This window comes from Ancylobacter sp. 3268 (genome assembly GCF_031456575.1).
In the GTDB taxonomy this organism is placed as follows: Bacteria; Pseudomonadota; Alphaproteobacteria; order Rhizobiales; family Xanthobacteraceae; genus Ancylobacter.
The window spans coordinates 230,753-252,033 of record NZ_JAVDUX010000004.1 but is presented as its reverse complement, the minus strand read 5'-3'; the positions used below and the strand labels follow the sequence as shown (position 1 = coordinate 252,033).

The window sequence follows — 21,281 nt, the reverse complement described above, 5'->3', positions numbered from 1 at the left end:
GACGCCGCACTGCGGGTATTCGCCAGCGAAAGAAACGCTTACACTTTGTGAAGCCTCTTCGGTCATGTTGAATGCTACATGGGCATAATGGAGGAAGCGCGTGCGCGAATCCTTCTACGTTATTTGACGGATACACGCTGGCCAGCGTGCAGCCCGACAGGCCGGAGACCTTCGATGACGCGCAGATATTTCGGGACGGACGGCATTCGCGGCCGGGCGAACGGCGTCATTACTCCGGAGCTTGCCCTGCATGTGGGCATGGCGGCGGGACTGGTGTTCCAGCGCGGCGAGCACCGCCACCGTGTCGTCATCGGCAAGGATACCCGCCTGTCCGGCTATATGATCGAAAACGCTCTGGTGGCCGGTTTCACTTCGGTCGGCATGGATGTGCTTCTGCTCGGCCCGATGCCGACGCCAGCCGTCGCCATGCTCACGCGTTCCATGCGGGCCGATCTCGGTGTCATGATCTCCGCTTCGCATAATCCGTTCGATGACAATGGCATCAAGCTGTTCGGCCCCGACGGCTACAAGTTGTCCGATGCCATCGAGGCGGAGATTGAGGAATTGCTGGGCGCCGACATGTCGGCCAAGCTTGCCGCGCCCACCAAGATCGGTCGCGCCAAGCGGGTCGAGAGCGTACATGCCCGCTATATCGAGTTCGCCAAGCGGACGCTGCCGCGCAACCAGTCCTTCGACGGCATCCGCGTGGTGGTCGACTGCGCCAACGGCGCTGCCTATCGCGTGGCGCCGGAGGCGCTGTGGGAACTCGGCTGCGATGTGGTGACCATCGGCGACAAGCCGGACGGCTTCAACATCAATCGCGAGGTCGGTTCCACCTCGCCTGAAGCACTGATGGCCAAGGTGCGCGAAGTGCGCGCCGATATCGGCATTGCGCTCGATGGCGATGCCGACCGGGTGCTGATCGTCGACGAGAAGGGCCATCTGGTCGATGGCGACCAGTTGATGGCGGTGGTCGCGGCGAGTTTCAAGGAAGATGGCCGTCTTTCACGCGACGGTGTCGTTGCCACGGTGATGTCCAATCTCGGCTTGGAGCGATACTTCCACTCGCTCGGCCTGTCGCTGGAACGCACCGCGGTCGGTGACCGCTATGTCCTCGAGCACATGCGCACGCATGGCTTCAATGTGGGCGGCGAACAATCGGGTCACATCATCCTGTCCGATTATTCCACCACCGGCGATGGCCTGGTGGCGGCGCTGCAGGTGCTGGCGGTGGTGCAGCGTCTGGGCCGGCCGGTGTCCGAGGCCTGCCATCGCTTCGATCCCTTGCCGCAAATCCTCAAGAATGTCCGCTACAAGGCCGGCAGGCCGCTGGAGATCGACAGCGTGCAGAAGGCGATCGCCGCCGCTGAACTCAAGCTCAACAGCCATGGACGTCTGTTGATTCGCCCGTCGGGCACGGAGCCGGTCATCCGCGTCATGGCCGAGGGCGACGATCGCGACCTCGTCGAATCCGTGGTGAACGATGTCGTCGAGGCGGTCGCAGCGGCCGCCTGAACTCTGCTTTCGCCGCGCTCGGCCTCAGTTATTGGTCCGGTGCAGCAGCCCGCGATAAATTTCGTCGTCGTCGCACAGGCCGGCCAGTCGCCCGAGATTGTCGACCAGCAGGATCGGCAAGGTCGTATGCTGCTTCAGTTCGATGGCGGCTCTCAGCTTCAGATCGACTGGGGCGACGATGCCGTCGCACAGTCGCGCCGTTTCATCGTCGATGCGACCGGCCTCGCCATCGGCAACGGCAAGCCGTCCCTCGCGCCCATCGAGGTCGAGGCCGACAGGGCGGTTCTCCTCGTCCACCCGCAGGCGGATGCGGCCGGCGCCGTCCAGCATCACGTTCGCGCCCTCGCGCGGCAGGGAAGCCGCCGGGCGCATCACCGCCGTGCCGCGCAGCACGTTGAGTGGGTTCATGTGCTTCACGAATTCGGCGACATAGGCATTGGCCGGGCGCAGCAGAATGTCCTCCGCCGTGCCGGCTTGCACGATGCGACCGCCTTCCATGATGGCGATCTTGTTGCCGAGCTTCAGGGCCTCGTCGAGATCGTGGCTGACGAAGACGATGGTCTTGTGGATGCGTCGTTGCAGGTCGAGCAGTTCGTCCTGCAACTTGTCGCGGATCAGCGGATCGAGCGCGGAGAACGGCTCGTCCATCAACAGGATGTCGGCATCGGTGGCGAAGGCGCGGGCGAGGCCCACACGCTGCTGCATGCCACCGGAGAGTTCGTGGGTGTATTTGCTGGCCCAGTTTGTCAGCCCGACCATGGCGAGTTTTTCGTCGACTATGCGCGCACGCTCCGCAGTGCCCATGCCCCGCAATTCCAGCCCGAAGCCGACATTGTCGCGCACGGTTCGCCAGGGCAGCAGGCCGAACTGCTGGAACACCATGGAGACGGTGTGCATACGCAGATCGCGCAATGTCGTCTCGTCGCAGCGGGCGACATCCACCGGCCGACCGCGGTGCTCGACGAACACCTCGCCGCGGGCGACCTCGTTCAGCCGGTTGACGGCGCGCAGAATGGTCGACTTGCCGGAACCGGACAGGCCCATCAGCACGCAGATCTCACCGCGCTCGATGGCGAGATTGACGTCGGCAGCGCCGAGCACGGCGCCGGTCCTTCCAAGGATCTCCTCGCGATTTCGACCTTCGTCGATAAGCTTGAGCGCCCCCTTCTGGTCGGCGCCGAACACGATGTCGACATGGCGGAATTCCACGGCGGGCATGGCGGATCTCCTAGCCTTTGCTCCGGGGTGCCGGCCGCTTGCAGACGCGGTCCAGCACGATGGCGAGCACGACGATGGCAAGTCCAGCCTCGAAGCCCATGGCGATGTTGACCGAGTTCAACGCCCGCACCACTGGCTTGCCGAGGCCGTCGGCACCGACAAGGGCGGCGATCACCACCATGGACAGGCTCAGCATGATGCATTGGGTTATGCCGGCCATGATGGTTGGCAGCGCATAGGGCAGCTCGATCTTGAACAGCATCTGCATGCGTGTGGCGCCAAACGCCTTGCCGGCTTCGGTGAGATTGGCCGGTACCGAGGAGATGCCGAGATGAGTGAGGCGGATCGGCGCGGGAATGGCGAAGATCACCGTCGAGATCAGGCCGGGCACCACGCCGAGGCCGAACAGCACCAGCGTCGGTATCAGATAGACGAAGGTGGGGATGGTCTGCATCAGGTCGAGCACCGGATGGAGCGCCGCATAGAGCCAGGGGCGGTGGGCGGCGGCGATGCCGATCGGCACGCCCGCCACCACGCAGACCAACGTGGCGCACAGCACCAATGACAGCGTTTCCATCGTCGCCTGCCAATAGCCGAGATTGGCGACAAGCAGCAGCGCGCCGACGATGAACACCACAAGCCCGACCGAGCGGTGTACCAGCCAGGCGGCCAGCGCGAACAAGCCGATGAGCAATAGCGGCGGCACGAAAAGCAATCCGCTGGTGAGGGCGGCGATCAAAGTTCCCAGTACCAGGGAGATGAAGTCGAACACGCTCTGTCCATGCTCGGTGAGCAGGTCCACGGCGTTCTTCAGCCACAAGCCGAGCGGGATCTTGTGCGCGGTCAGCCAGTCATAGATAGGCCAGTCAAACATGGACGTTCTCCATGGACACAGCTCAAACGTGCTCCGACGCTTGAGCGCCGTGGCTGGTCCGCGCGCGACAGGCCTTCTCCAGCCGATGCCGAGAAGGCCTGTCGTGCCGAGGCGGGCGATCTCAGAGGCCGAGGCTCTTCTTCACCGCCGGCACCGCCGGCTGGCCGTCGATGGTGGTCACGCCGGCAAGCCACGGCTCCCAGACGGTGGGATTGTCCTTCAGCCACTTCTTGGCCGCAGCGCCGGGTTCCATGGTGTCGAACAGGATGTAGCCCATCACCACATTTTCGTCGCCGAGCGAGAACTTCAGGTTCTTGATCAGCGTGCCGACATTCGGGCAGTCGGTGGCATAGCCGGCGCGGGTATTGGTGTAGACGGTGGCGCCGCCATAGTTCGGACCGAACACCTCGTCGCCGCCTTCAAGATATTTCAGCGGGAACTTCGAGTTCATCGGGTGCGGCTCCCAGCCGAGGAAGACCACAGCCTCCTTGCGCTTGGTGGCGCGATCCACCTGCGCCAGCATGCCCTGCTCGCTGGATTCGACGAGATCGAAACCCTTCAGCCCGAACTTGTCGTCCTTGATCATGTCGAGGATCAGCCGGTTGCCGTCATTGCCGGGTTCGATGCCATAGATCTTGCCGCCGAGCTTGTCCTTGAACTTGGCGATATCGGCGAAGGATTTCAGGCCGGCGTCATAGAGATAGGACGGGACGGCGAGGGTGTACTTGGCGCCTTCGAGATTGACGCCGATGACCTCGACCGTCTTGTCGTCGCGGTAGGGCTTGAGGTCGGCTTCCATGGTCGGCATCCAGTTGCCGAGGAAGACATCGATATCCTTGGTCTGCATCGATTTATAGGTGACCGGCACCGACAGCACCTGCGTCTTCGGCGTATAGCCGAGCGCTTCCAATAGTTCCGAGGTGATGGCGGTGGTCGCGGTGATATCGGTCCAGCCGACATCGGCGAATTTGACCGTCTTGCAGGCGGCCGGTTCGGCGGCCTGCGCGCCCTGCCAGGCGGTGGGGGTGGCAAGGACGGTCAGGCCGAGAAGCATGGTGGCAATGGTGGAGAGGCTGCGCATCGTTCGCTGTTCCCGTTATGTCAAGGAACTGGCCGGTAGCCCGCCGCTTAACGGGATCCGCGCGTGGAAGACGGCGCGCGGAGGCGGCATGCTCGACGGTCCAGCGTCTTGCTTCCGGCAGTCTAGCCGGAAGGAGAGGTCTATGCATCCCGGCCGCTTGCGGCTCTTTTGAATGACAATTCAATAACGATTTTTCGCTTTTGTCATGCGTAATTTTTCGACGCTAAAAACCAGTCGATGATTGCTATTTCGGCAATGGGGAATCCAGACTTCCCCTGTGATCCGGGAGGTCGCCTTCTCGCCGTCCGAGGGGTTCGACATCGCCCGGCGCCTCGGTTATTGTATCGGTGATCAATACGAGGCCCGATGGAGGCTGCCCCATGGACATTTCTGCCCGCCAGGATGAAGTCGCCGCGACCGGCGGACGGCGGCGCGAAAGCGAAGAGGTCCGCCGCCAGCAGCTTATCGAGGCGACGATCGATTCGCTTGCCGAGATCGGCTTCAATGCGTCGACGCTGGCGCAGATCGCCGGTCGTGCCGGCGTCTCCCCTGGGCTGGTTGCGCATTATTTCGGCGACAAGGATGGGTTGCTGGAGGCGACGCTGCGCTTTCTCGCCGCGCGGGTGGCGCGTGGAACCGCCTTGCGCCTCGCCGCCGCGGCTTCACCGCGCGAGCGGGTCGAGGCTGTGATCGAGGCCAATCTGGCGCCGGAGGAATTCGGCAAGCCGAGCAGCAGCGTCTGGCTCGCCTTCTGGGGACAGGCGCTGCATTCCGAACGTCTGCGGCGGGTGCAGAAGGTGTACCAGTCGCGCATGCGCTCCAATTTGCGCCACGCGCTGCGCCCGCTGGTGCGCGAGGAGGACGCCGACCGCGCCGCCATCGCGGTGGCGGCGATTATCGATGGCCTATGGCTGCGTTCGACGCTGTCGGCCACGGGCGAGACGGATTCCACCTCGGCGCGCGCCATCGCCACGGCCTTCGTCGATGCGCAGATCGCCGCCTCGCCGCGCACCTCCGTCATCGGTGCGCCGGTGGTTCGGCGTGCGAGCCACTTCGAGACCGTCAATCCGGCGACAGGCGAAATGCTGGCCGAAATCGCGATCGATGGCGAAGCGGAGATTGAGGCGGCCGTCGCTGCCGCCCGGCAGGGCCAGAAGGCCTGGTCGGCGATGACGGGGGCGGAACGTGGGCGCGTTCTCAAGCGGGTCGCCGATATCCTGCGCAGCCGCAATGACGAACTCGCCCGGCTGGAGACGCTGGATACCGGCAAGCCGATCCAGGAGACCAGCGTTGTCGACGTGCTCTCCGGCGCCGACTGCATCGATTATTATGCTGGCCTTGCCGCCACCCTGTCCGGGGAGCATGTCGATCTCGGCCCTGGCGCCTTCGGCTACACCCGCCGGGAGCCGCTGGGCGTTGTTGCCGGCATCGGCGCCTGGAACTACCCGTTGCAGATCGCCTGCTGGAAATCCGCACCGGCGCTCGCCTGCGGCAATGCGATGATCTTCAAGCCGGCGGAACTGACCCCGCTCACAGCGGTGAAGCTTGCCGAGATCATGCGCGAGGCCGGCGTGCCGGACGGCGTGTTCCAGGTGGTGCAGGGCTTCGCCGAGACGGGGCGGCTGCTCACGCGTCATCCCGACATCGCCAAGGTGTCGCTCACCGGCGAGGTCGGCACCGGCAAGAAGGTGATGGCGGATGCCAGCGCCACGCTGAAGCAGGTGACGCTGGAACTTGGCGGCAAGTCGCCGCTGATCGTGTTCGAGGACGCCGATCTCGACGATGCGGTCTCCGGCGCACTGCTCGCCAATTTCTATTCCGCCGGCGAAGTCTGCTCAAATGGTACCCGCGTCTTTGTGCATGAGAGCGTGCGACCGGCATTTCTTGAGAAGCTGGTCGCCCGCGTGGAGAAGATGGTGATCGGCGACCCGCTCGACCCGGCGACGCAGGTCGGGGCGCTGATCTCGCCGTCGCATATGGAGAAGGTGCTGTCCTATATCGCCCGGGGTCGTGCGGGCGGGGCGAAGCTGCTCACGGGGGGCTACCAAGTGACGGAGGGCGGTCTCGCCCGTGGCTGCTTCGTCGCGCCGACGGTGTTCGATGATTGTCGCGACGACATGGCCATCGTCCGCGAGGAGATCTTCGGCCCGGTGATGGCGGTGCTCTCTTTCGAGGACGAGGCGGAAGTGGTCTCGCGCGCTAACGACACCAGGTTCGGCCTTGCCGCTGGGGTGTTCACCCGCGATCTCGCCCGCGGCCATCGGGTAATCGCGCGGCTCGAGGCCGGCACCTGTTGGATCAACCATTACAACGTCACCCCCATCGAATTGCCCTTCGGCGGCGTCAAGCAGTCCGGGCTGGGGCGGGAGAACGGCAAGGCGGCGATAGAGCACTACACGCAGCTGAAAAGCGTATACGTCAATCTCGGCTCGGTCGAGGCGCCCTACTGATGGCTGGCGCCGGCGCGAAGTTCGATCAGGAGTTCGACTACGTCATTGTCGGCGCCGGCTCGGCGGGCTGCGTGCTGGCGGAGCGATTGACCGCCGGCGGCGAGAGCCGGGTGCTGGTGCTCGAATTCGGCGGCTCGGACCGTTCGGTCTTCATCCAGATGCCGAGCGCGCTGTCCATTCCGATGAACATGGCGCGTTACAATTGGATGTATGAGAGCGACCCGGAGCCCGGCCTCGGCGGGCGGCGGATGCACTGCCCGCGCGGCAAGGTTCTCGGCGGTTCCTCTTCCATCAATGGTCTTGTCTATGTCCGCGGCAACCCCGCCGATTTCGATGGCTGGCAGGAGCAGGGCGCGCAGGGGTGGTCCTATGCCGACGTGCTGCCTTATTTTCGGCGGGCCGAGAGCCGGCAGGAGGGCGGCGACGCATATCGCGGCAGCGACGGGCCGCTTGCTACCCGCTATGGCTCGCTTGCCAATCCGCTGCATCATGCCTTTCTCGACGCGGCCCGACAGGCGGGCTACCCCGCGACCGAGGATATCAACGGCTACGCCCAGGAAGGCTTCGGGCGCATGGACATGACGGTTAAGGACGGCGTGCGCTGGTCTGCCGCCAACGCCTATCTGCGTCCGGCGATGAAGCGCGGCAATCTCAAGGTCGAAACCCGGGCGCGGGTGACACGGGTGCTGTTCGAGGGACGCCGGGCGATTGGCGTCGCCTATGAGCGCGGCGGCGTGCGCCGGCAGGTGCGGGCGACACGCGAGGTGATTCTCGCCGGCGGCCCGATCAATTCGCCGCAGCTGCTCAAGCTGTCGGGCCTGGGGCCGGCGGCGGAACTGCGCGGCTTCGGCATCGAGGTGGTCGCAGACCGGCCGGGGGTGGGCGAGAATCTGCAGGACCATCTCGAATTCTATTTCCAGGTCGCCTGCAAGCAGCCCGTTACCCTGTATTCCTCCATGGGACTGGTGCCGCGCGCGGGCATAGGCCTGCGTTGGCTGCTGCGGAAGGATGGGCTCGGCGCCACCAACCATTTCGAGAGCTGTGGCTTCATCCGCTCCCGGCCGGGCGTGGCCTCTCCCGACATCCAGTATCATTTCCTGCCGCTGGCGGTGACCTATGACGGCCAAGGACTCGCCTCCGAGCATGGCTTTCAGGCCCATGTCGGGCCGATGCGTTCAAAGAGCCGCGGCTGGGTCCGGCTGCGCTCGGCCGATCCCGCTGACAAGCCAAGGCTCTTCTTCAACTATATGAGCCATCCCGACGACTGGACGGAAATGCGCGCCTGCGTGCGGCTCACGCGCGAGATCTTTGCCCAGAAGGCGTTCGATCCCTATCGCGGCCGCGAGATCCAGCCGGGGGCCGATGTGGTGGACGATGAGGCCATCGACGCCTTCATCCGCGACAAGGTGGAGAGCGCCTATCATCCTTCCTGCACCTGCAGGATGGGTGCGGTGTCGGATCCGATGGCGGTGGTCGATCCGCAGGCGCGGGTGATCGGTGTAGAGGGACTGAGGGTGGTGGATTCCTCCATCATGCCCTCGGTAACCACCGGCAACCTCAACGCGCCCACCATCATGCTGGCGGAGAAGGCGGCCGACCATATTCTCGGCCGGCCGGCGCTGGCGCCATCCAACGCGCCTTATTACCGTGCCGCCAACTGGCAGCATGCCCAGCGCTGACCTCAGCCGCCCTTTGCCGGCTTGAGCACTCCGATGGCTCGCAGATGATCGAGGATCGCGCGGGCGGCGGCCTCGGGGGTGGGGTCGATCATCACCTGCCCGCCGGGCCCGGCGGCCTGGGTCGCCGCCTTCAGCCGTTCGGACGCACCGGCTCCCGCGGCAGCGGAGGTGATGAGGCGGGGGCGAGGGCGGTACGGGCGCTCCTCGGCGGGCGGACCGTCGCTCCGGGCCGGGAGGCCGGGTGTCTCGATCAGCTGGCCTTTCCGCGCGGCGCCAAGGGCGAAGCTCGCCGCTGCCGGTGCGGCCGGGTGCACGGTGATCACCGCCGGCAACCGGACCCGCCAGCGGCGGCGGGCGCCCTTGGGCAGGGCCTGGATCACCTCCAGCACGCCATCGGTTACGCTGAGAGCCACGGCGTCGGCGACGATGGGCCAGCCGAGCGCCTCGGCGAGGCGGTAGGGCAACAGGCCCGTCTGCGCGCCCGCACCGGCCCGCGGGCCGGCGAGAACAAGGTCGGGAGCGGTGGAGCCGATGGCGGCGACGAGGCTGGGCAGCGGGTCGTCCCCGGCGGTGAGCTGTCGATGCTCCAGCCGCGTGAGGCCGTGGCCGATTGCCCCGCGCGCGGCCTCCGCATCCGGGCCGGCATGCAGCCCGCTGACCTCATCGGCGAGGGTGCGTGCGAGCGCCACCGCCTGAAGCTCGGCCGCGGCCGGCGCCGGGCGACCGGAGACCGGATGGCGGGCATCGGAGAGCAGCACCAGCGCCTTCATTCCTGTGTCTCCGCCTGCAGGACCGCGAGCAGCGCCGACATCACCGGCTGGGCGTCGGCGATGATGGCAAGGCCGGCGCGCTCGACCATGGCGGCGTGAAGGTCGGTGTTCACCGCCACCACATGTTCGCAACGGGCGACGCCCTGCAGATGTTGCGGCGCTCCGGATATTCCGAGGGCGAGATAGCAGGCCGCCTCCAGCACCGTGCCCGATGCCCCGACCTGTGCGGCGCGGGGCATCAGCCCGGCATCGCAGACCATGCGGCTGGCGCCCGGCGTGGCGCCAAGCGCGCGGGCGAGCGCGCGGAACAGATCGAAATCGACGACGCCGCTGCCGGCGGAGATCACGAAGTCCGCTTCCGCCAGGGACAGGGCGTCGGCGGCGACCGGCAGGTCTTCGACGGAGAGAATGGCACCATGGCCGCCGGCCGGGAAAACGTCCGGTGCCGGCATTTCACGTGCTTCGTGGACCGGACCGGCATGAGGCGAATGCGCGTCCGCCGCGAGCGTCATCAAACCCGGCGGTGCCATTCGCTGCTCGATCCGGCGATTGGCGGCCGCGCGGGTGACGAGTTTGCCGGTGAGGTTCTCGACGCCGGTGAACAGTTCTTCGCCGGTCCTTGCCACCACGCGGCGCGCGAGATCACCCCCCCTCGCGCTTTCGGGAAACAGCACGTGGCGGGGGCGGAGCGATGAGAGCGCGGTGGCGAGGGCGATGGCGCGAGCCGAGGGATCCTCGCTCCTGTCCCCGGTCATCGTGATGACCCGATCGGCACCGGCGGGGCCGAGCCCGTCCACGCTGCCGAAAGCCAGCACTAGCGTGGCGCCACCGGCCCTATCGGCCAGATCGCGAGCGGCGCCGAGAAGCTGGCGATCGAGCGGCGTGAGCCGGCCGCCCGGTGCATCGGGTATTGCGGCGACCAGGAAGGCCGGATTCTCGACAAGGCGGATCGCCGGAGTCGCCGCGGGCAGCGATTCCACGGGCGCGGGCATGATGGGCACGACGGATCGGCTGGTGCGGTCGAGGCGCGGGCGCCGCAGCCCCTCTACACGGGCGGCCTCGATCTCCCGGCGCGGGTCGCGGCGGAGACGTCCCGAGGCCGGTCGCGCCTCAAGACCCCAGCGCGGACGTTGCCCGCCGGCGATGCAGCGCATCTCGCGCGCCTCGCGCGGGTCGCGGCGCGGGCGGCTCACCGCGGCGCTCCCTGCGCGGTCGGCGCCGCCTCCACGGCGGCGAGCACCAATTCGGCGAGGTCGCGCACCTCGGCGACGTCGCCGGTGACGCCTTCCAGCATCGCCGCGCATTGGGGGCAGGCGACCGCTACGGTTGTCGCTCCGACTGCCCGCGCGTGCGCCATGCGGATGTCCGGGATGCGCCGCTCGCCGACAATGTCGCTCGCCGGCGCGCCGCCGCCGCCGCCGCAGCACATGGAGCGCTTGCCGTGCCGCTCCATCTCGACGCGCTCCAGCCCCAGCCGGTCGAGCAGCCGGCGCGGTGCGTCGGTCTCGCCATTGTAGCGGCCGAGATAGCAGGGGTCGTGATAGGTCAGCCGGCCAGCCGGCGCAGCGGCGAGCGTCAGCCGCCCGCCGGCGGCGAGCTCGTCCAGGAAGGCGCTGTGATGGACCACCTGATAGCGCCCGCCAAGGGCCGGATATTCGTTGCGCAGCACATGCAGCGCATGCGGGTCGGCGGTGACGATGCGGTTGAAACGGTAGCGCCCCAGCGTCGCGATGTTGGCGCGGGCGAGGTCGGCGAAGGTCGCCTCGTCGCCGAGCCGGCGGGCGAGGTCGCCGCAATCGCGCTCCTCCGCTCCCAGCACGGCATAGTCGAGGCCGGCGCGGCGCATGAGCTCCACCAGCGCCCGCAGGGTGCGGCCGTGGCGCAGCTCATAGGCACCCGAGCCGAGCCAGAGCAGCACGTCGCACTCGCCCTTGTCGGCGATCAGCGGCAGCGGCAGGCCGGCGGCGAAATCGGTGCGCGCGGCGAGCGCCCGCCCGCCCGGCTCCTCGGCATAGCGGGATTCGGAGAGCACCGGGATCGCGCCGGCCGGCACGGCGGCGAGCTCCATGGTCTGGAAACGCCGGAGGTCGACGATGGCGTCGACATGCTCGATCATCATCGGGCATTCCTCGACGCAGGCGCGGCACGTGGTGCAGGACCACAGCGTATCCGGATGGATCACCGCGCCGGTGCCGACAATCGGCCGCTCCGGCCCGCCACGGCCTGCCACCGGCCGGGCCTGCGGATAAGGACTGCCCTGATAGGCGGGCGGGGAATCCTTGAAGCTGCCGGCGAGGTCCTGGATCAGCTTCTTCGGGTTGAGCGGCTGGCCGGCGGCGAAGGCCGGGCAGGCGACCTCGCAGCGCCCGCACTGGATGCAGGCGTCGAAGCCGAGCAGGCGGTTCCAGGCGAAATCGGCCGGCACCGCCACGCCGAGGCGGGGGGCGTCGAGATCGGCGGGGATCAGCGCCGTCGCCCGCTCACCCTCGAAGCGGCCGGGACGCGGATGGGCGGCGAGATGCAGTGCGCCGGCAAAGGCGTGGCGCATCGGCCCGTCCGCCAGCATGCGAACCAGGCCGAAGCCGCCACTCGCCGCCATCGCCAGCCCGAGCCAGCCGAGCGGACCCCTCCAGCCCAGCACGGCGTCGAGCGCCACCAGCACTCCGCCGCCGACATAGGCGACGAGCAGCAGCGGCAGGCGCTGGAAGGCGCCGCCCGAGAGCCGCGCCGGTTTGTCAGGATAGCGTCGCCGGCCGACCATCGCACCGCCCACGAGCGCAACGAGGAAGGCGAGCGCCACCACGCCCCAGAACAGTCGCGACGCACCGAGCGGCGGAATGAGGCCGATCACCGCCAGCCCCGAGCCGGCGATCAGGCCGCCGGCCGCCAGCGCGTGCATGCGCGCCGCATAGGGATCGCGCGCTACCACATGGTGGACGTCGACCAGATAGCGCTTCGGCACGGCGGCGAGGCCCGCCGCCCAGTCCACCTCCGCCGGGCGGCCGATGCGCCAGCGCCGCGCCGCCCGCATGGCCTCCACCGCCACGGTGGCGGCGAGCGCGAGGATGACGAGGCTCAAGGCGGAGGCGGCGTTCATTGGCGTCCGTCACATGCCGCGGAGCACGCCCGCGGCGGCGTCAGATATCCTTGCACAGGCGCAGCGCGTCATAGATCGCCGCATGGATGTTACGGCCGGTCCAGGCGTCGCCGATGCGGTAGAGCGCGTAGCCATCCCCGCCGGCCCAGCGTTGCGGCCGCCCGGCGACCAGCGCGTCGAGATCGGTCTCGCCATCGTTCAGCGAGCCCGCCCGCAGGGATTGGAACAGCCCTTCCACCGGCAGCGTGCCGTAGTCGACCACGACGTGATCGACTACCCGCTCCTCCTCGGCTTCGGTCATGGTGTTGCGCAGCGCGGCGACGAGGCGGTTGCCCTCGGGATAGATCTCGATGAGCTCCATGTTCGGCGTCAGGATCACCCCCGCTTTGTAGAGCTCGCGCAGATGGATCGGCTTGTTGGTGGTGCCGACCTCCTGAGCGATCTGCAAATCATGCGTCGCCATCTCGACAAGGCAGCCCTTACGGGCCAGCACCTCGGCGGTCGAGGAGGCGTTGTGGCCGCCGATCTCGTCGAACAGCAGCACGCTGCCGGATGGCTCGACGCGCCCCGTGAGGACGTCCCAGGTGGTGATCGCCCGCTCGGCGCCCTTGGCGAAGCCGGTATGGGCGAGGCCTCCGGTGGCGAGGATCACCACATCGGGCTGCTCGGCCTGCACCAGCGCCTCGGTGGCCTCGGTGCCGAGCCGGATGTCGACGCCCTTCTTCGAGACCTGCGCGGCGAGCCAACGCGGTATGCCGGACAGCGCCTCGCGCCAGGTGGCGCGGGCGGCGATGTTGATCTGCCCGCCCGGCCGGTCGGCTTTCTCGAACAGCACCACCTTGTGGCCGCGCTCGGCGGAAACCCGCGCCGCCTCCAGCCCCGCCGGGCCGGCGCCGACCACCACCACCTTGCGCGCCGTGTCTGCCTTGGCGATGACATGCGGCATGGTGGCCTCGCGCCCGGTCGCCGCGTTCTGGATGCACAGGGCATCGCCGCCGACATAGATGCGGTCGATGCAATAGCCGGCGCCGACGCATTGGCGGATGTCGTCGTCGCGGCCCTCGATCAGCTTGCGCACCAGATGCGGGTCGGCAATATGGGCGCGGGTCATCGCCACCATGTCGACATGGCCTTCCGCCACCGCACGGGCACCGGTGGCGAGGTCGGTGACGCGCTGGGCGTGGAACACCGGCACCTCCACCTCGCGCTTGATGGCGCTCGGCAGGAACAGGAACGGCGCCACCGGAAACGACATGTTGGGCAGCGAGACGGCATGGCTCATTTCGTCGCGCGCCTGGCCGCCGATGACGTTGATGAAGTCCACGAGGCCGTCCTTGGCATAGGTGGCGGCGATCTCCAGGCAGTCCTGCTGGGTGAGCCCATCGGCGAGCATCTCGTCGCCGGACATGCGGATGCCGATCACATAGTCGCCGCCGGTCGCCTCGCGCATCGCCTCCAGCACCTCGCGGCCGAAGCGCATGCGGTTCTCGAGGCTGCCGCCATACTCGTCGTCGCGCTGGTTGACCGAGGGCGACCAGAACTGGTCGATCAGGTGGCCATGGGCGGCGGAGACCTCGCAGCCGTCGAGGCCGCCTTGCTTGCAGCGCCGCGCCGCCTCCGCGAAGGCGCGCACGACGCGGCGGATGTCGTTCCTGTCCATGGCGCGGGGAATGGTACGCGAGGCCGGCTCGCGGCGCGCCGAGGCGGAGATGGTCGGCAGCCAGTGCTCGGTGTCCCATTTGGTGCGCCGGCCCATATGGGTGAGCTGGATCATCAGCTTGGCGCCATGGGCATGCACGCGCTCGGAGAATTGCTGGAAATAGGGGATGACGCTGTCGTCGGCGACCGAGATCTGCGCCCAGGGCGTCGCCGGGCTGTCGAGCGCCACCGAGGAGGAGCCGCCGAACATGGTGAGCCCGATGCCGCCCTTGGCCTTCTCGGCATGGTAGAGCTGGTAGCGCTCCTGCGGCTTGCCGTCCTTGCCGTAGCCGGGGGCGTGCGAGGTCGACATCACCCGGTTGCGGATGGTCAGGCCCTTGATGGTCAGGGGTTTGAGCAGAGCTTCGGCATTGGGGATCATGTGACGGCGCGCGCTCCTCAGCACCGGTCCATCGGCGTGGATCGTGCCACGATAGGTCGCGTCCGCCTATGCCGGACAGAAGATTTTCGCCATGCCGCCGGAAGTATTGCGACGGCGGCATTTCGATACCTCCCGCGCGGCTGTGCGGCGCGTCTCAGCGGATCAGCCGGCGGAAGGCGGAAGGGCCGGCAAGGACAAGGATCAGCAGCGCCAGCGGCACGCAGAAGACAAAGCCGATATATTTGAAGCCCAGCGCCCCGATGACGCCACCGGCGAAGAACAGCAGCACGAACATCGCCAGCAGCCTCAGCTTCCCGCGATCGGCGTAGATCAGCGGCGCACCGGCGCGCCGGCGGCGCTGATGGTTCATATAGAAGAGCTTGCCGAGCTCGATGCCGAGATCGGTGACGACACCGGTCATGTGGGTGGTGCGGATCTTGGCGCCCGACAGCTTGGTCACGGTGGCGTTCTGCAGGCCCATGATGAAGCAGAGCACCGCCACATCCGCGATCAGCGCCACCGGCGAGACATGGGCGACGCTGCCGAGCAGGCCGAAGGCAAGCAGAAGAAAAGCCTCCAGCGTCAAGGGGATGGCGTATTCGCGCCCGGCATGGTGCAGCCGGGCCCAATTCACCAGGATCGCCGAAGTGGCGGCGCCGAGGATGAAGGGCAGCAGCGCGCCGACGCCGGCGATGACGAGGCCGGAGGCACCGATCACGGCGTTGTCGGCCATGGCCGAGATGATGCCGGACATGTGCGAGGTGTATTGCCCGACCGCCAGCAGGCCGCCGGCATTGGTAGCGCCGGCGACGAAGGTCATGGCGAGGCCGAGCCGGGCATCGGCGAGCGGCGTGCGCTCGGCGGCCAGCATGCCGACGGCGAAATGCGAATAGCGTCGCGCCAGCCGGGGCTGGCCGGTGGAGGTATCAGGCGCGGTCATCAGCGATCAGCGCGGCGACGGCCGCGTCCATCAAAAACGGGAACGCCGGCGGAAAACCCGCCCATCTGCACTTAATCCCTTTGTCCGCTCCACACCATAGGGAGCGCGCCGAGATCGGCGGCGGCGCGCTCCGCGCGCGGCGGCCGGCCGAAGCGCCGCGCATAGGCGGTGGAGAAATGCGCCGCCGAGCGAAAGCCGCAGGCAAGGCCGATATCGGTGACCGGCCGCGTCGACAGACGCAGCAATTCGCGAGCGCGATCAAGGCGCAAGCCGAGATGATAGGCGGTGGGCGTCACATCGAGATGCTGGCGGAACAGGCGCTCCAGCTGGCGCGGAGAGACTTCGATGCGACGGGAGATGGCCGCGATGCCCGGAGGGTTCTCCAACGTCGCCTGCATCAGCCGCACGGCGCGGGCGAGGGTGGGATCGGGCAGCGCCGGGCGCGGCCGGGCGGAGGGGCGGCGGGCCGGGGTGCCGGGTTCGAGGATGAACTGCTCCGCCACCCGATCGGCAAGATCGCGGCCGCAGCGGGCGGCGATGAGGGCCAGCATCATGCGCATCGGGGCGACGCCGCCGGTGCAGGTGAGGCGGTCGCCATCAATGGCAAACGGCGCTTCTATGAAGTCAACATGCTGGAATTCCTCACGAATTGCCGCGAGGTTCTCCCAGTGGATGGCGCAGCGCCGATGATCGAGCAGGCCGGCTTCGGCGAGCACGAAGCTGCCGGTACACAGGGCGCCGAGCGCGGTGCCACGCCGGGCGTGACGCCGCAGCGCATCGATGACGGCCGGCGAGGCCGCGTGGCGAATGTCGATGCCGCCGCACACCAGCAGCAGATCGAGCGCCTTCGCTTCCACCAGCGGGCGTGCCGGAGCGAGGGTCAGGCCGTTGCTGGCCTCCACTGCCGCGACCTCGGGCGTCAGGACGGACCAAGAGTAAATATTTGATTCAGATACATAATTCGTCATGCGCAGCGCTTCGAGCGCATTGACGGTCGCCACCATGGAATGGTTCGGCAGGGTGAGGAACCCTACCGAGGCGATGCTGGCGAGATCGAAGACCGGGCGCATGCGGCCCCTCCTAAACGATGCCCCTAAACGATGCCCTGGGTTGGGCTGCTGTCAAAATTCCCATTCCTCGACATGAGGAGGCAAGAAAGCCGCCGCAAAAAAGTCTCGACCCCTGCGATCAATAGAGGGGCGGGGTTATATCGTCGCGTGGGATTTTGCCATGTCATTGTCTTTCTTCGGTTTTAAGAGCTGGATGCGTCGTGCGGCGCTGCCGTTCGGCTTCGCGCTGGCGGTGACGGCCGGCAGTACGGTGCTGATGCGGACGGCGATTTCCACCGCTGAGACCCCCGCCGACCAGCCGATGGCGCGGGTCATCCTGCCGCCGCCGGCCGAGCCGGCACCCGCCGCGCATGGCGGCCATCCGGCGCCGACCTATGTCCGCGCCATCGAATCGGGGGCGGTCTATGCGCCGCCAGCGGCTGAGAAAGCAGCATCAAATCATAAGGTTGACGATAATTCGCGGCAAGCGGGGCTCGCGACCCTGCCGCAGGGCGTGGAGCGTTTCGACCGCTGCATCGAGGCGTGCGACAGCCGGGATCCGCTGATCGAGCGCACCAACTACACCGAGGCCGCTGCTGAGGCGCCGACCTACCAAGTGGTGGACACGCCAGCGTCCAAGGAGGGCAACTCCTTGTTTTCGCTTCCGAAATGGGAAGATGGCGTGGAGATGGTCGACCGGGCGCGGGCGGCGGTGGTGTCGGCTGGCACCGAGGCGGCGGGCACCGTGAAGAAGGCCGTCGAAGGCGCCTCCGATTTCGCCACCGGCCTGGTGCGGCCGGGCTCGGCATCGGTGCAGTGAGGTGTAGGATCGGACCGATGTGAGCGGTCCGACCGGCCTTTTCATGCAGCAGGGCCGATCGGCGCGCCGGTCAGCGATCCACCACCAGATCGGAGGTCGGCTTCGAGCAGCACAGCAGCGCCATGCCGGCATCGATTTCGCGCTGGCGGATGCCGCCGCCATGCTTCATGTCGACCGTGCCCGATACCAGCTTCGACTTGCAGGTGCCGCACAGCCCTTTCGAGCAGGAGGAGGGCAGGCGCACCCCGCTGCGCCGGGCGGCATCGAGCACGAACATGTCGGAGCGGCACTCGATGCTGCGATTCTGCTTGGCGAAGGTGACGGTGTAGGTCGCGACCTGCGGCTCGGGCGCCCGCGCCTGCTCGGCGAGCTCCGCCTCGATCACCTCGGCCGCCACCTCCGGCTCGGCATTCGCCAGTTCGGCGAAATCGAAGCTCTCCTCGTGATGGCGGGCCATGTCGAAGCCGGCGGCCTTCAGCATCTCCCGCACCGCCGCCATGAAGGGCGAAGGACCGCAGACGAAGATCTCGCGCTGCTTGTAATCCGGAGCGATGTGGCTCAGCAGGCCGAGATTCAGCCGGCCGCGCAGGCCGTGCCACGGCTCGAACGGGCTGTCGGCCTCGCAAACGGGGGCGAAGCGGAAATGGCCGGGCTGGTTGCGGGCCATCAGCTCCAGCTCGGCACGGAAGACGATGTCGACCGGCGAGCGGGCGGCATGCACGAAGACGAGGTCGCGCGGCTCGGCGAGGTCGTGGAAGCTCCGTGCCATCGACATCAGCGGGGTGATGCCCGAGCCGCCGGACAGGAACAGGTAGTGCGGCGCCGGGGACGGCGTGCCCTGCATCAGGCAGGAGAAATCGCCCATCGGCCCGACGGCACGGATCACCGAGCCGACCTTGATATGGTCATGCAGGAAGTTCGACACCGGACCGCCCGGCACCCGCTTGACGGTGATGGAGAGGGTGTGCGGCCGGGTGGGGGCTGAGGCGATGGTGTAGCAGCGGTTTATGGCCTCGCCGCCGATCTCCAGCTCCAGCGTCAGGAACTGGCCGGGGGCGTAGCGGAAGACGCAGGGGCTGCGCGGGGCGAGCACGAAGGTCTTCACATCCGGCGTTTCGTCGCGGATGGCGCGGACGATGAGGGCGTCGTCGGCGTCCGGGTTCCACTCGGGGAGAGCGGGGGCGAGCCGCAGGGCGGCGGGATCGGGCGAGGGGATCGGGTTGGGGGCGTTCATCTCAAGGTCCTCGCTCGGCGGATTTTGGGAATAGCTCGCTCTCCCCGAGGGGGAGAGGGCTGGGGTGGGGGGCTCGACGGTTCCCAGTCGCGTCCCCCCTCACCGACCCGCTTAGCGGGCCACCTCTCCCCGACGGGGAGAGGGAAAGGAAGCGGAGGCGGCTCCCGGCGGCGCATCCTTCGAGGCTCGCCGCGCTCGCACCTCAGGATGACAGGGCTGTGGCAGGCGCGTCATGGCCGCCTCCGTGCAGTCCCGCCGGGCGCCCGGCCCGAAGGCGTGGATCCCCGAGCCAAGCTCGGGGATGACGGTTTTCCTGCGGCTGCCGGCTGGGCCGCTAGGTTCGCTCCATTCCGTGTCATGGCCGGGCTTGTCCCGGCCATCCATGCCTTCGCTTCTACCGGTACGACCGGTTCGAAGGCGTGGATCCCGGGTCGAGCCCGGGGATGACGGCGTTCTGCTCCGGCGCGGCATGCCGCGTCGCAAGAAGTGGCTGTCGAGCGGCTCCATCGCCTCACCGCCCGAGATGGTCCTGCATGCGGCCGATATACCAGTTGCAGAACTTGTCCACGAGCATCTCGGTGTGCGGCGAATAGGGGCCGGGCTGGTAGGCCGGCGAACGGGCGCCTTCCTGGCAGTAGCCGACCAGCGTGGAGTCCTGGTCGTTGGTGGCATCCCACACCGCGACGAGGTTCTCGACGTCGTAATCGACGCCTTCCACCGCGTCCTTGTGCACCAGCCATTTGGTGCGCAGGAGCGAGCGCTCGGCATCGAGCGGCAGCACCGAGAACACCACCGCATGGTCGGACATGAAATGGTGCCAGCTGTTCGGCTGCGTCCAGAAATGCAGCGCGCCGTGCTTGGGATCGTTGATCCGGCCGAGCAGCTTCCTGCACGCCGCCTTGGTGTCGCCGGTGTGGCTCTCGCCGTCGCCGGCCAGCGGCAGGCGCTCGGTGCGGAAGCCGGTGATCATGTCGTCGAGATGCTCCATCATCGTCGAGGGAAAGCCGCAGCTTTCCCATTCGCGATGCGAGGAGGTGATGAGCCGGGCGTATTCCTCGGCCTCCTTGCGGCCGTGCTCGTCGAGTTCCTCCGGCGCGAAGCCGAAACCATAGGCGAACAGGGGCACGGTGAGCTCGGGATGGTTGCCCGCGCAGTGATAGCACTCGCGGTTGTTCTCCATGGTGAGCTTCCAGTTGCCGGGCTCGATGATGTCCTTCTCGAAGGCGACCTTGGCGTTCTTCAGGTCGTGCGGGGCGAGATAGGGCGCCATCTTGGCCGCCATCACGTCGAAATCCGCCGGCGGGTCGTCCGAGAGGCAGATGAAGATCAGCCCTTCCAGCGAGCGCACATGCACCGGCTTCAGCCCGTGGCAGCCGGGATCGAAATCCCCGCCCATATGCTCGGCGAACAGCAGCTTGCCGTCGAGGCCGTAAGTCCAGGAATGGTAGCGGCAGACGAGATTGCCGACCGTGGTCTTGTAATCCAGCACCAGCCGGGCGCCGCGATGGCGGCAGACATTGTGGAAGGCGCAGACATTCATGTCGTCGTCGCGGGCGATGATCACCGAGGCGGTGCCGATCTCGATGGTCATGGCGTCGCCGGGCTCGGGAATGTCCGGCTCGACGCCGACGAAAATCCAGTGATGGCCGAAAATCACATCGAGATCGGCCTTGAAGATCTCCGGGCTGGTGTAGAAGGGAGCCTCGAGGCTGTAGCCGGGCTTGCGCCGGCGCAGCAGGGCTTTCAGCGGCGTATCGGTGGAATCGAGCATCGCAACTCTCCCTCGTCCTCGGCAGGACGCGCTTGGCTTCCCGTTTGCCGGCGCCGGCACCGCCCGCGCGGCCTGGCGCGGCGGCTGCCGTCGGATTGGAATTGTTCGACGGAGTGCGGCCGCCGACTTTCACATTTGCGACGGCTGTTTTCCTTGAAGCGACATTCGCGGGAATGATGATGAGCAAGGCGGTGTTTTGGGCAGGCGCAGGGAGCGCTACAGGGCGGGCCGGCGCGGGATGGCGCGCCGCGCGGGAGACCGCCGCATGAACGCGCCGCTGGAATCCTGGCTGTTCTGGGCCATCCTGTCGGCCGGTTTTGCCGCGCTCACCGCCATCTTCGGCAAGATCGGGGTGGAGAATGTCGGCGCCGACTTCGCCACCTTCATCCGCACGCTGGTGATCCTCGCCGCCATCAGCCTGATCCTCACCGCCTCCGGCGGCTGGCAGGCGATCACGTCGATCTCGCCGCGCTCGGCGCTGTTCCTCGTGCTGTCCGGGCTGGCGACCGGGCTGAGCTGGGTGTGCTATTTCCGCGCGCTCAGGATCGGCGACGCGGCGCGGGTGGCGCCGGTGGACAAGCTCTCCGTGGTGCTGGTGGCGGTGTTCGGGGCGGTCTTCCTCGGCGAGAAGCTCTCCGGGCCGAACTGGCTCGGCGTGGCGCTGATCGCCGGCGGGGCGGTGCTGGTCGCCTATAAGGGCTGA

At 67.5% G+C, this 21,281-nt stretch carries 16 protein-coding genes; 5 read left to right on the top strand and 11 right to left on the bottom strand.

All coding sequences use genetic code 11. The features are described from left to right. Positions 1 to 174: 174 nt before the first annotated feature. Positions 175 to 1,515 carry a phosphoglucosamine mutase gene (gene glmM / locus J2X65_RS07430; protein WP_310199841.1) on the top strand — a complete coding sequence of 447 codons (1,341 nt, stop codon included), beginning with the start codon at positions 175 to 177 and terminating at the stop codon, positions 1,513 to 1,515. A 24-nt stretch (positions 1,516 to 1,539) separates the two neighbouring features. Here glmM and choV read toward each other — a convergent pair whose 3' ends face one another. The 3 genes from choV to J2X65_RS07415 form a co-directional block, all read right to left on the bottom strand. Next, on the bottom strand, positions 1,540 to 2,733 hold the full coding sequence (choV, locus tag J2X65_RS07425) for a choline ABC transporter ATP-binding protein (protein ID WP_310199839.1): 1,194 nt from the start codon (positions 2,731 to 2,733) through the stop codon (positions 1,540 to 1,542). Positions 2,734 to 2,743: 10 nt separating this feature from the next. Next, positions 2,744 to 3,607, bottom strand: a complete 864-nt coding sequence (gene choW / locus J2X65_RS07420) for a choline ABC transporter permease subunit (protein ID WP_310199837.1) — start codon at positions 3,605 to 3,607, stop codon at positions 2,744 to 2,746. Positions 3,608 to 3,728: 121 nt separating this feature from the next. Further along, a complete protein-coding gene (locus J2X65_RS07415; RefSeq protein WP_310199835.1) occupies positions 3,729 to 4,688 on the bottom strand; it encodes a choline ABC transporter substrate-binding protein in 960 nt (319 codons plus the stop codon). Positions 4,689 to 5,068: 380 nt separating this feature from the next. On the opposite strand from J2X65_RS07415, the gene betB reads away from it, so the two are divergent. Both betB and betA read left to right on the top strand, forming a co-directional pair. Continuing rightward, entirely contained in the window at positions 5,069 to 7,138 is a 2,070-nt protein-coding gene (gene betB, locus J2X65_RS07405; RefSeq protein WP_404977678.1) for a betaine-aldehyde dehydrogenase, read from the top strand. After that, complete coding sequence (betA, locus tag J2X65_RS07400; RefSeq protein WP_310199832.1) at positions 7,138 to 8,817, top strand: choline dehydrogenase; 1,680 nt, start codon at positions 7,138 to 7,140, stop codon at positions 8,815 to 8,817. Before betB ends, betA begins: the two co-directional genes overlap by 1 nt. Positions 8,818 to 8,819: 2 nt before the next feature. Here betA and J2X65_RS07395 read toward each other — a convergent pair whose 3' ends face one another. From J2X65_RS07395 to J2X65_RS07370, 6 genes are all read right to left on the bottom strand, one after another. Then, positions 8,820 to 9,587 (bottom strand): electron transfer flavoprotein subunit beta, encoded by a 768-nt coding sequence (locus J2X65_RS07395; protein ID WP_310199830.1) that lies wholly within the window; start codon positions 9,585 to 9,587, stop codon positions 8,820 to 8,822. Next, a complete protein-coding gene (locus J2X65_RS07390; RefSeq protein WP_310199828.1) occupies positions 9,584 to 10,780 on the bottom strand; it encodes an electron transfer flavoprotein subunit alpha/FixB family protein in 1,197 nt (398 codons plus the stop codon). Before J2X65_RS07390 ends, J2X65_RS07395 begins: the two co-directional genes overlap by 4 nt. Then, a complete protein-coding gene (locus J2X65_RS07385; protein ID WP_310199826.1) occupies positions 10,777 to 12,684 on the bottom strand; it encodes a (Fe-S)-binding protein in 1,908 nt (635 codons plus the stop codon). The genes J2X65_RS07390 and J2X65_RS07385 overlap by 4 nt, the downstream gene beginning before the upstream one ends. Before the next feature lie 40 nt (positions 12,685 to 12,724). After that, a complete protein-coding gene (locus J2X65_RS07380) occupies positions 12,725 to 14,764 on the bottom strand; it encodes an NADH:flavin oxidoreductase (protein WP_310199824.1) in 2,040 nt (679 codons plus the stop codon). 154 nt (positions 14,765 to 14,918) lie between these two features. Beyond that, positions 14,919 to 15,704: a YoaK family protein gene (locus tag J2X65_RS07375; protein WP_310199822.1), complete on the bottom strand. Its 786-nt coding sequence runs from the start codon at positions 15,702 to 15,704 to the stop codon at positions 14,919 to 14,921. A 71-nt stretch (positions 15,705 to 15,775) separates the two neighbouring features. Beyond that, positions 15,776 to 16,774, bottom strand: coding sequence for a GlxA family transcriptional regulator (locus tag J2X65_RS07370; protein ID WP_310199820.1), 999 nt, complete (start codon positions 16,772 to 16,774; stop codon positions 15,776 to 15,778). 160 nt (positions 16,775 to 16,934) lie between these two features. Between J2X65_RS07370 and J2X65_RS07365 the strand changes: the two genes are divergently transcribed. Continuing rightward, entirely contained in the window at positions 16,935 to 17,573 is a 639-nt protein-coding gene (locus tag J2X65_RS07365; protein ID WP_310199818.1) for a hypothetical protein, read from the top strand. Between the two features lie 70 nt (positions 17,574 to 17,643). On the opposite strand, the gene J2X65_RS07360 is transcribed toward J2X65_RS07365, so the two are convergent. Both J2X65_RS07360 and J2X65_RS07355 read right to left on the bottom strand, forming a co-directional pair. Then, entirely contained in the window at positions 17,644 to 18,807 is a 1,164-nt protein-coding gene (locus J2X65_RS07360) for a hybrid-cluster NAD(P)-dependent oxidoreductase (protein WP_310199815.1), read from the bottom strand. Between the two features lie 511 nt (positions 18,808 to 19,318). Then, positions 19,319 to 20,578, bottom strand: coding sequence for an aromatic ring-hydroxylating dioxygenase subunit alpha (locus tag J2X65_RS07355; RefSeq protein ID WP_310199813.1), 1,260 nt, complete (start codon positions 20,576 to 20,578; stop codon positions 19,319 to 19,321). 265 nt (positions 20,579 to 20,843) lie between these two features. Between J2X65_RS07355 and J2X65_RS07350 the strand changes: the two genes are divergently transcribed. Further along, entirely contained in the window at positions 20,844 to 21,281 is a 438-nt protein-coding gene (locus J2X65_RS07350) for an EamA family transporter (RefSeq protein WP_310199811.1), read from the top strand.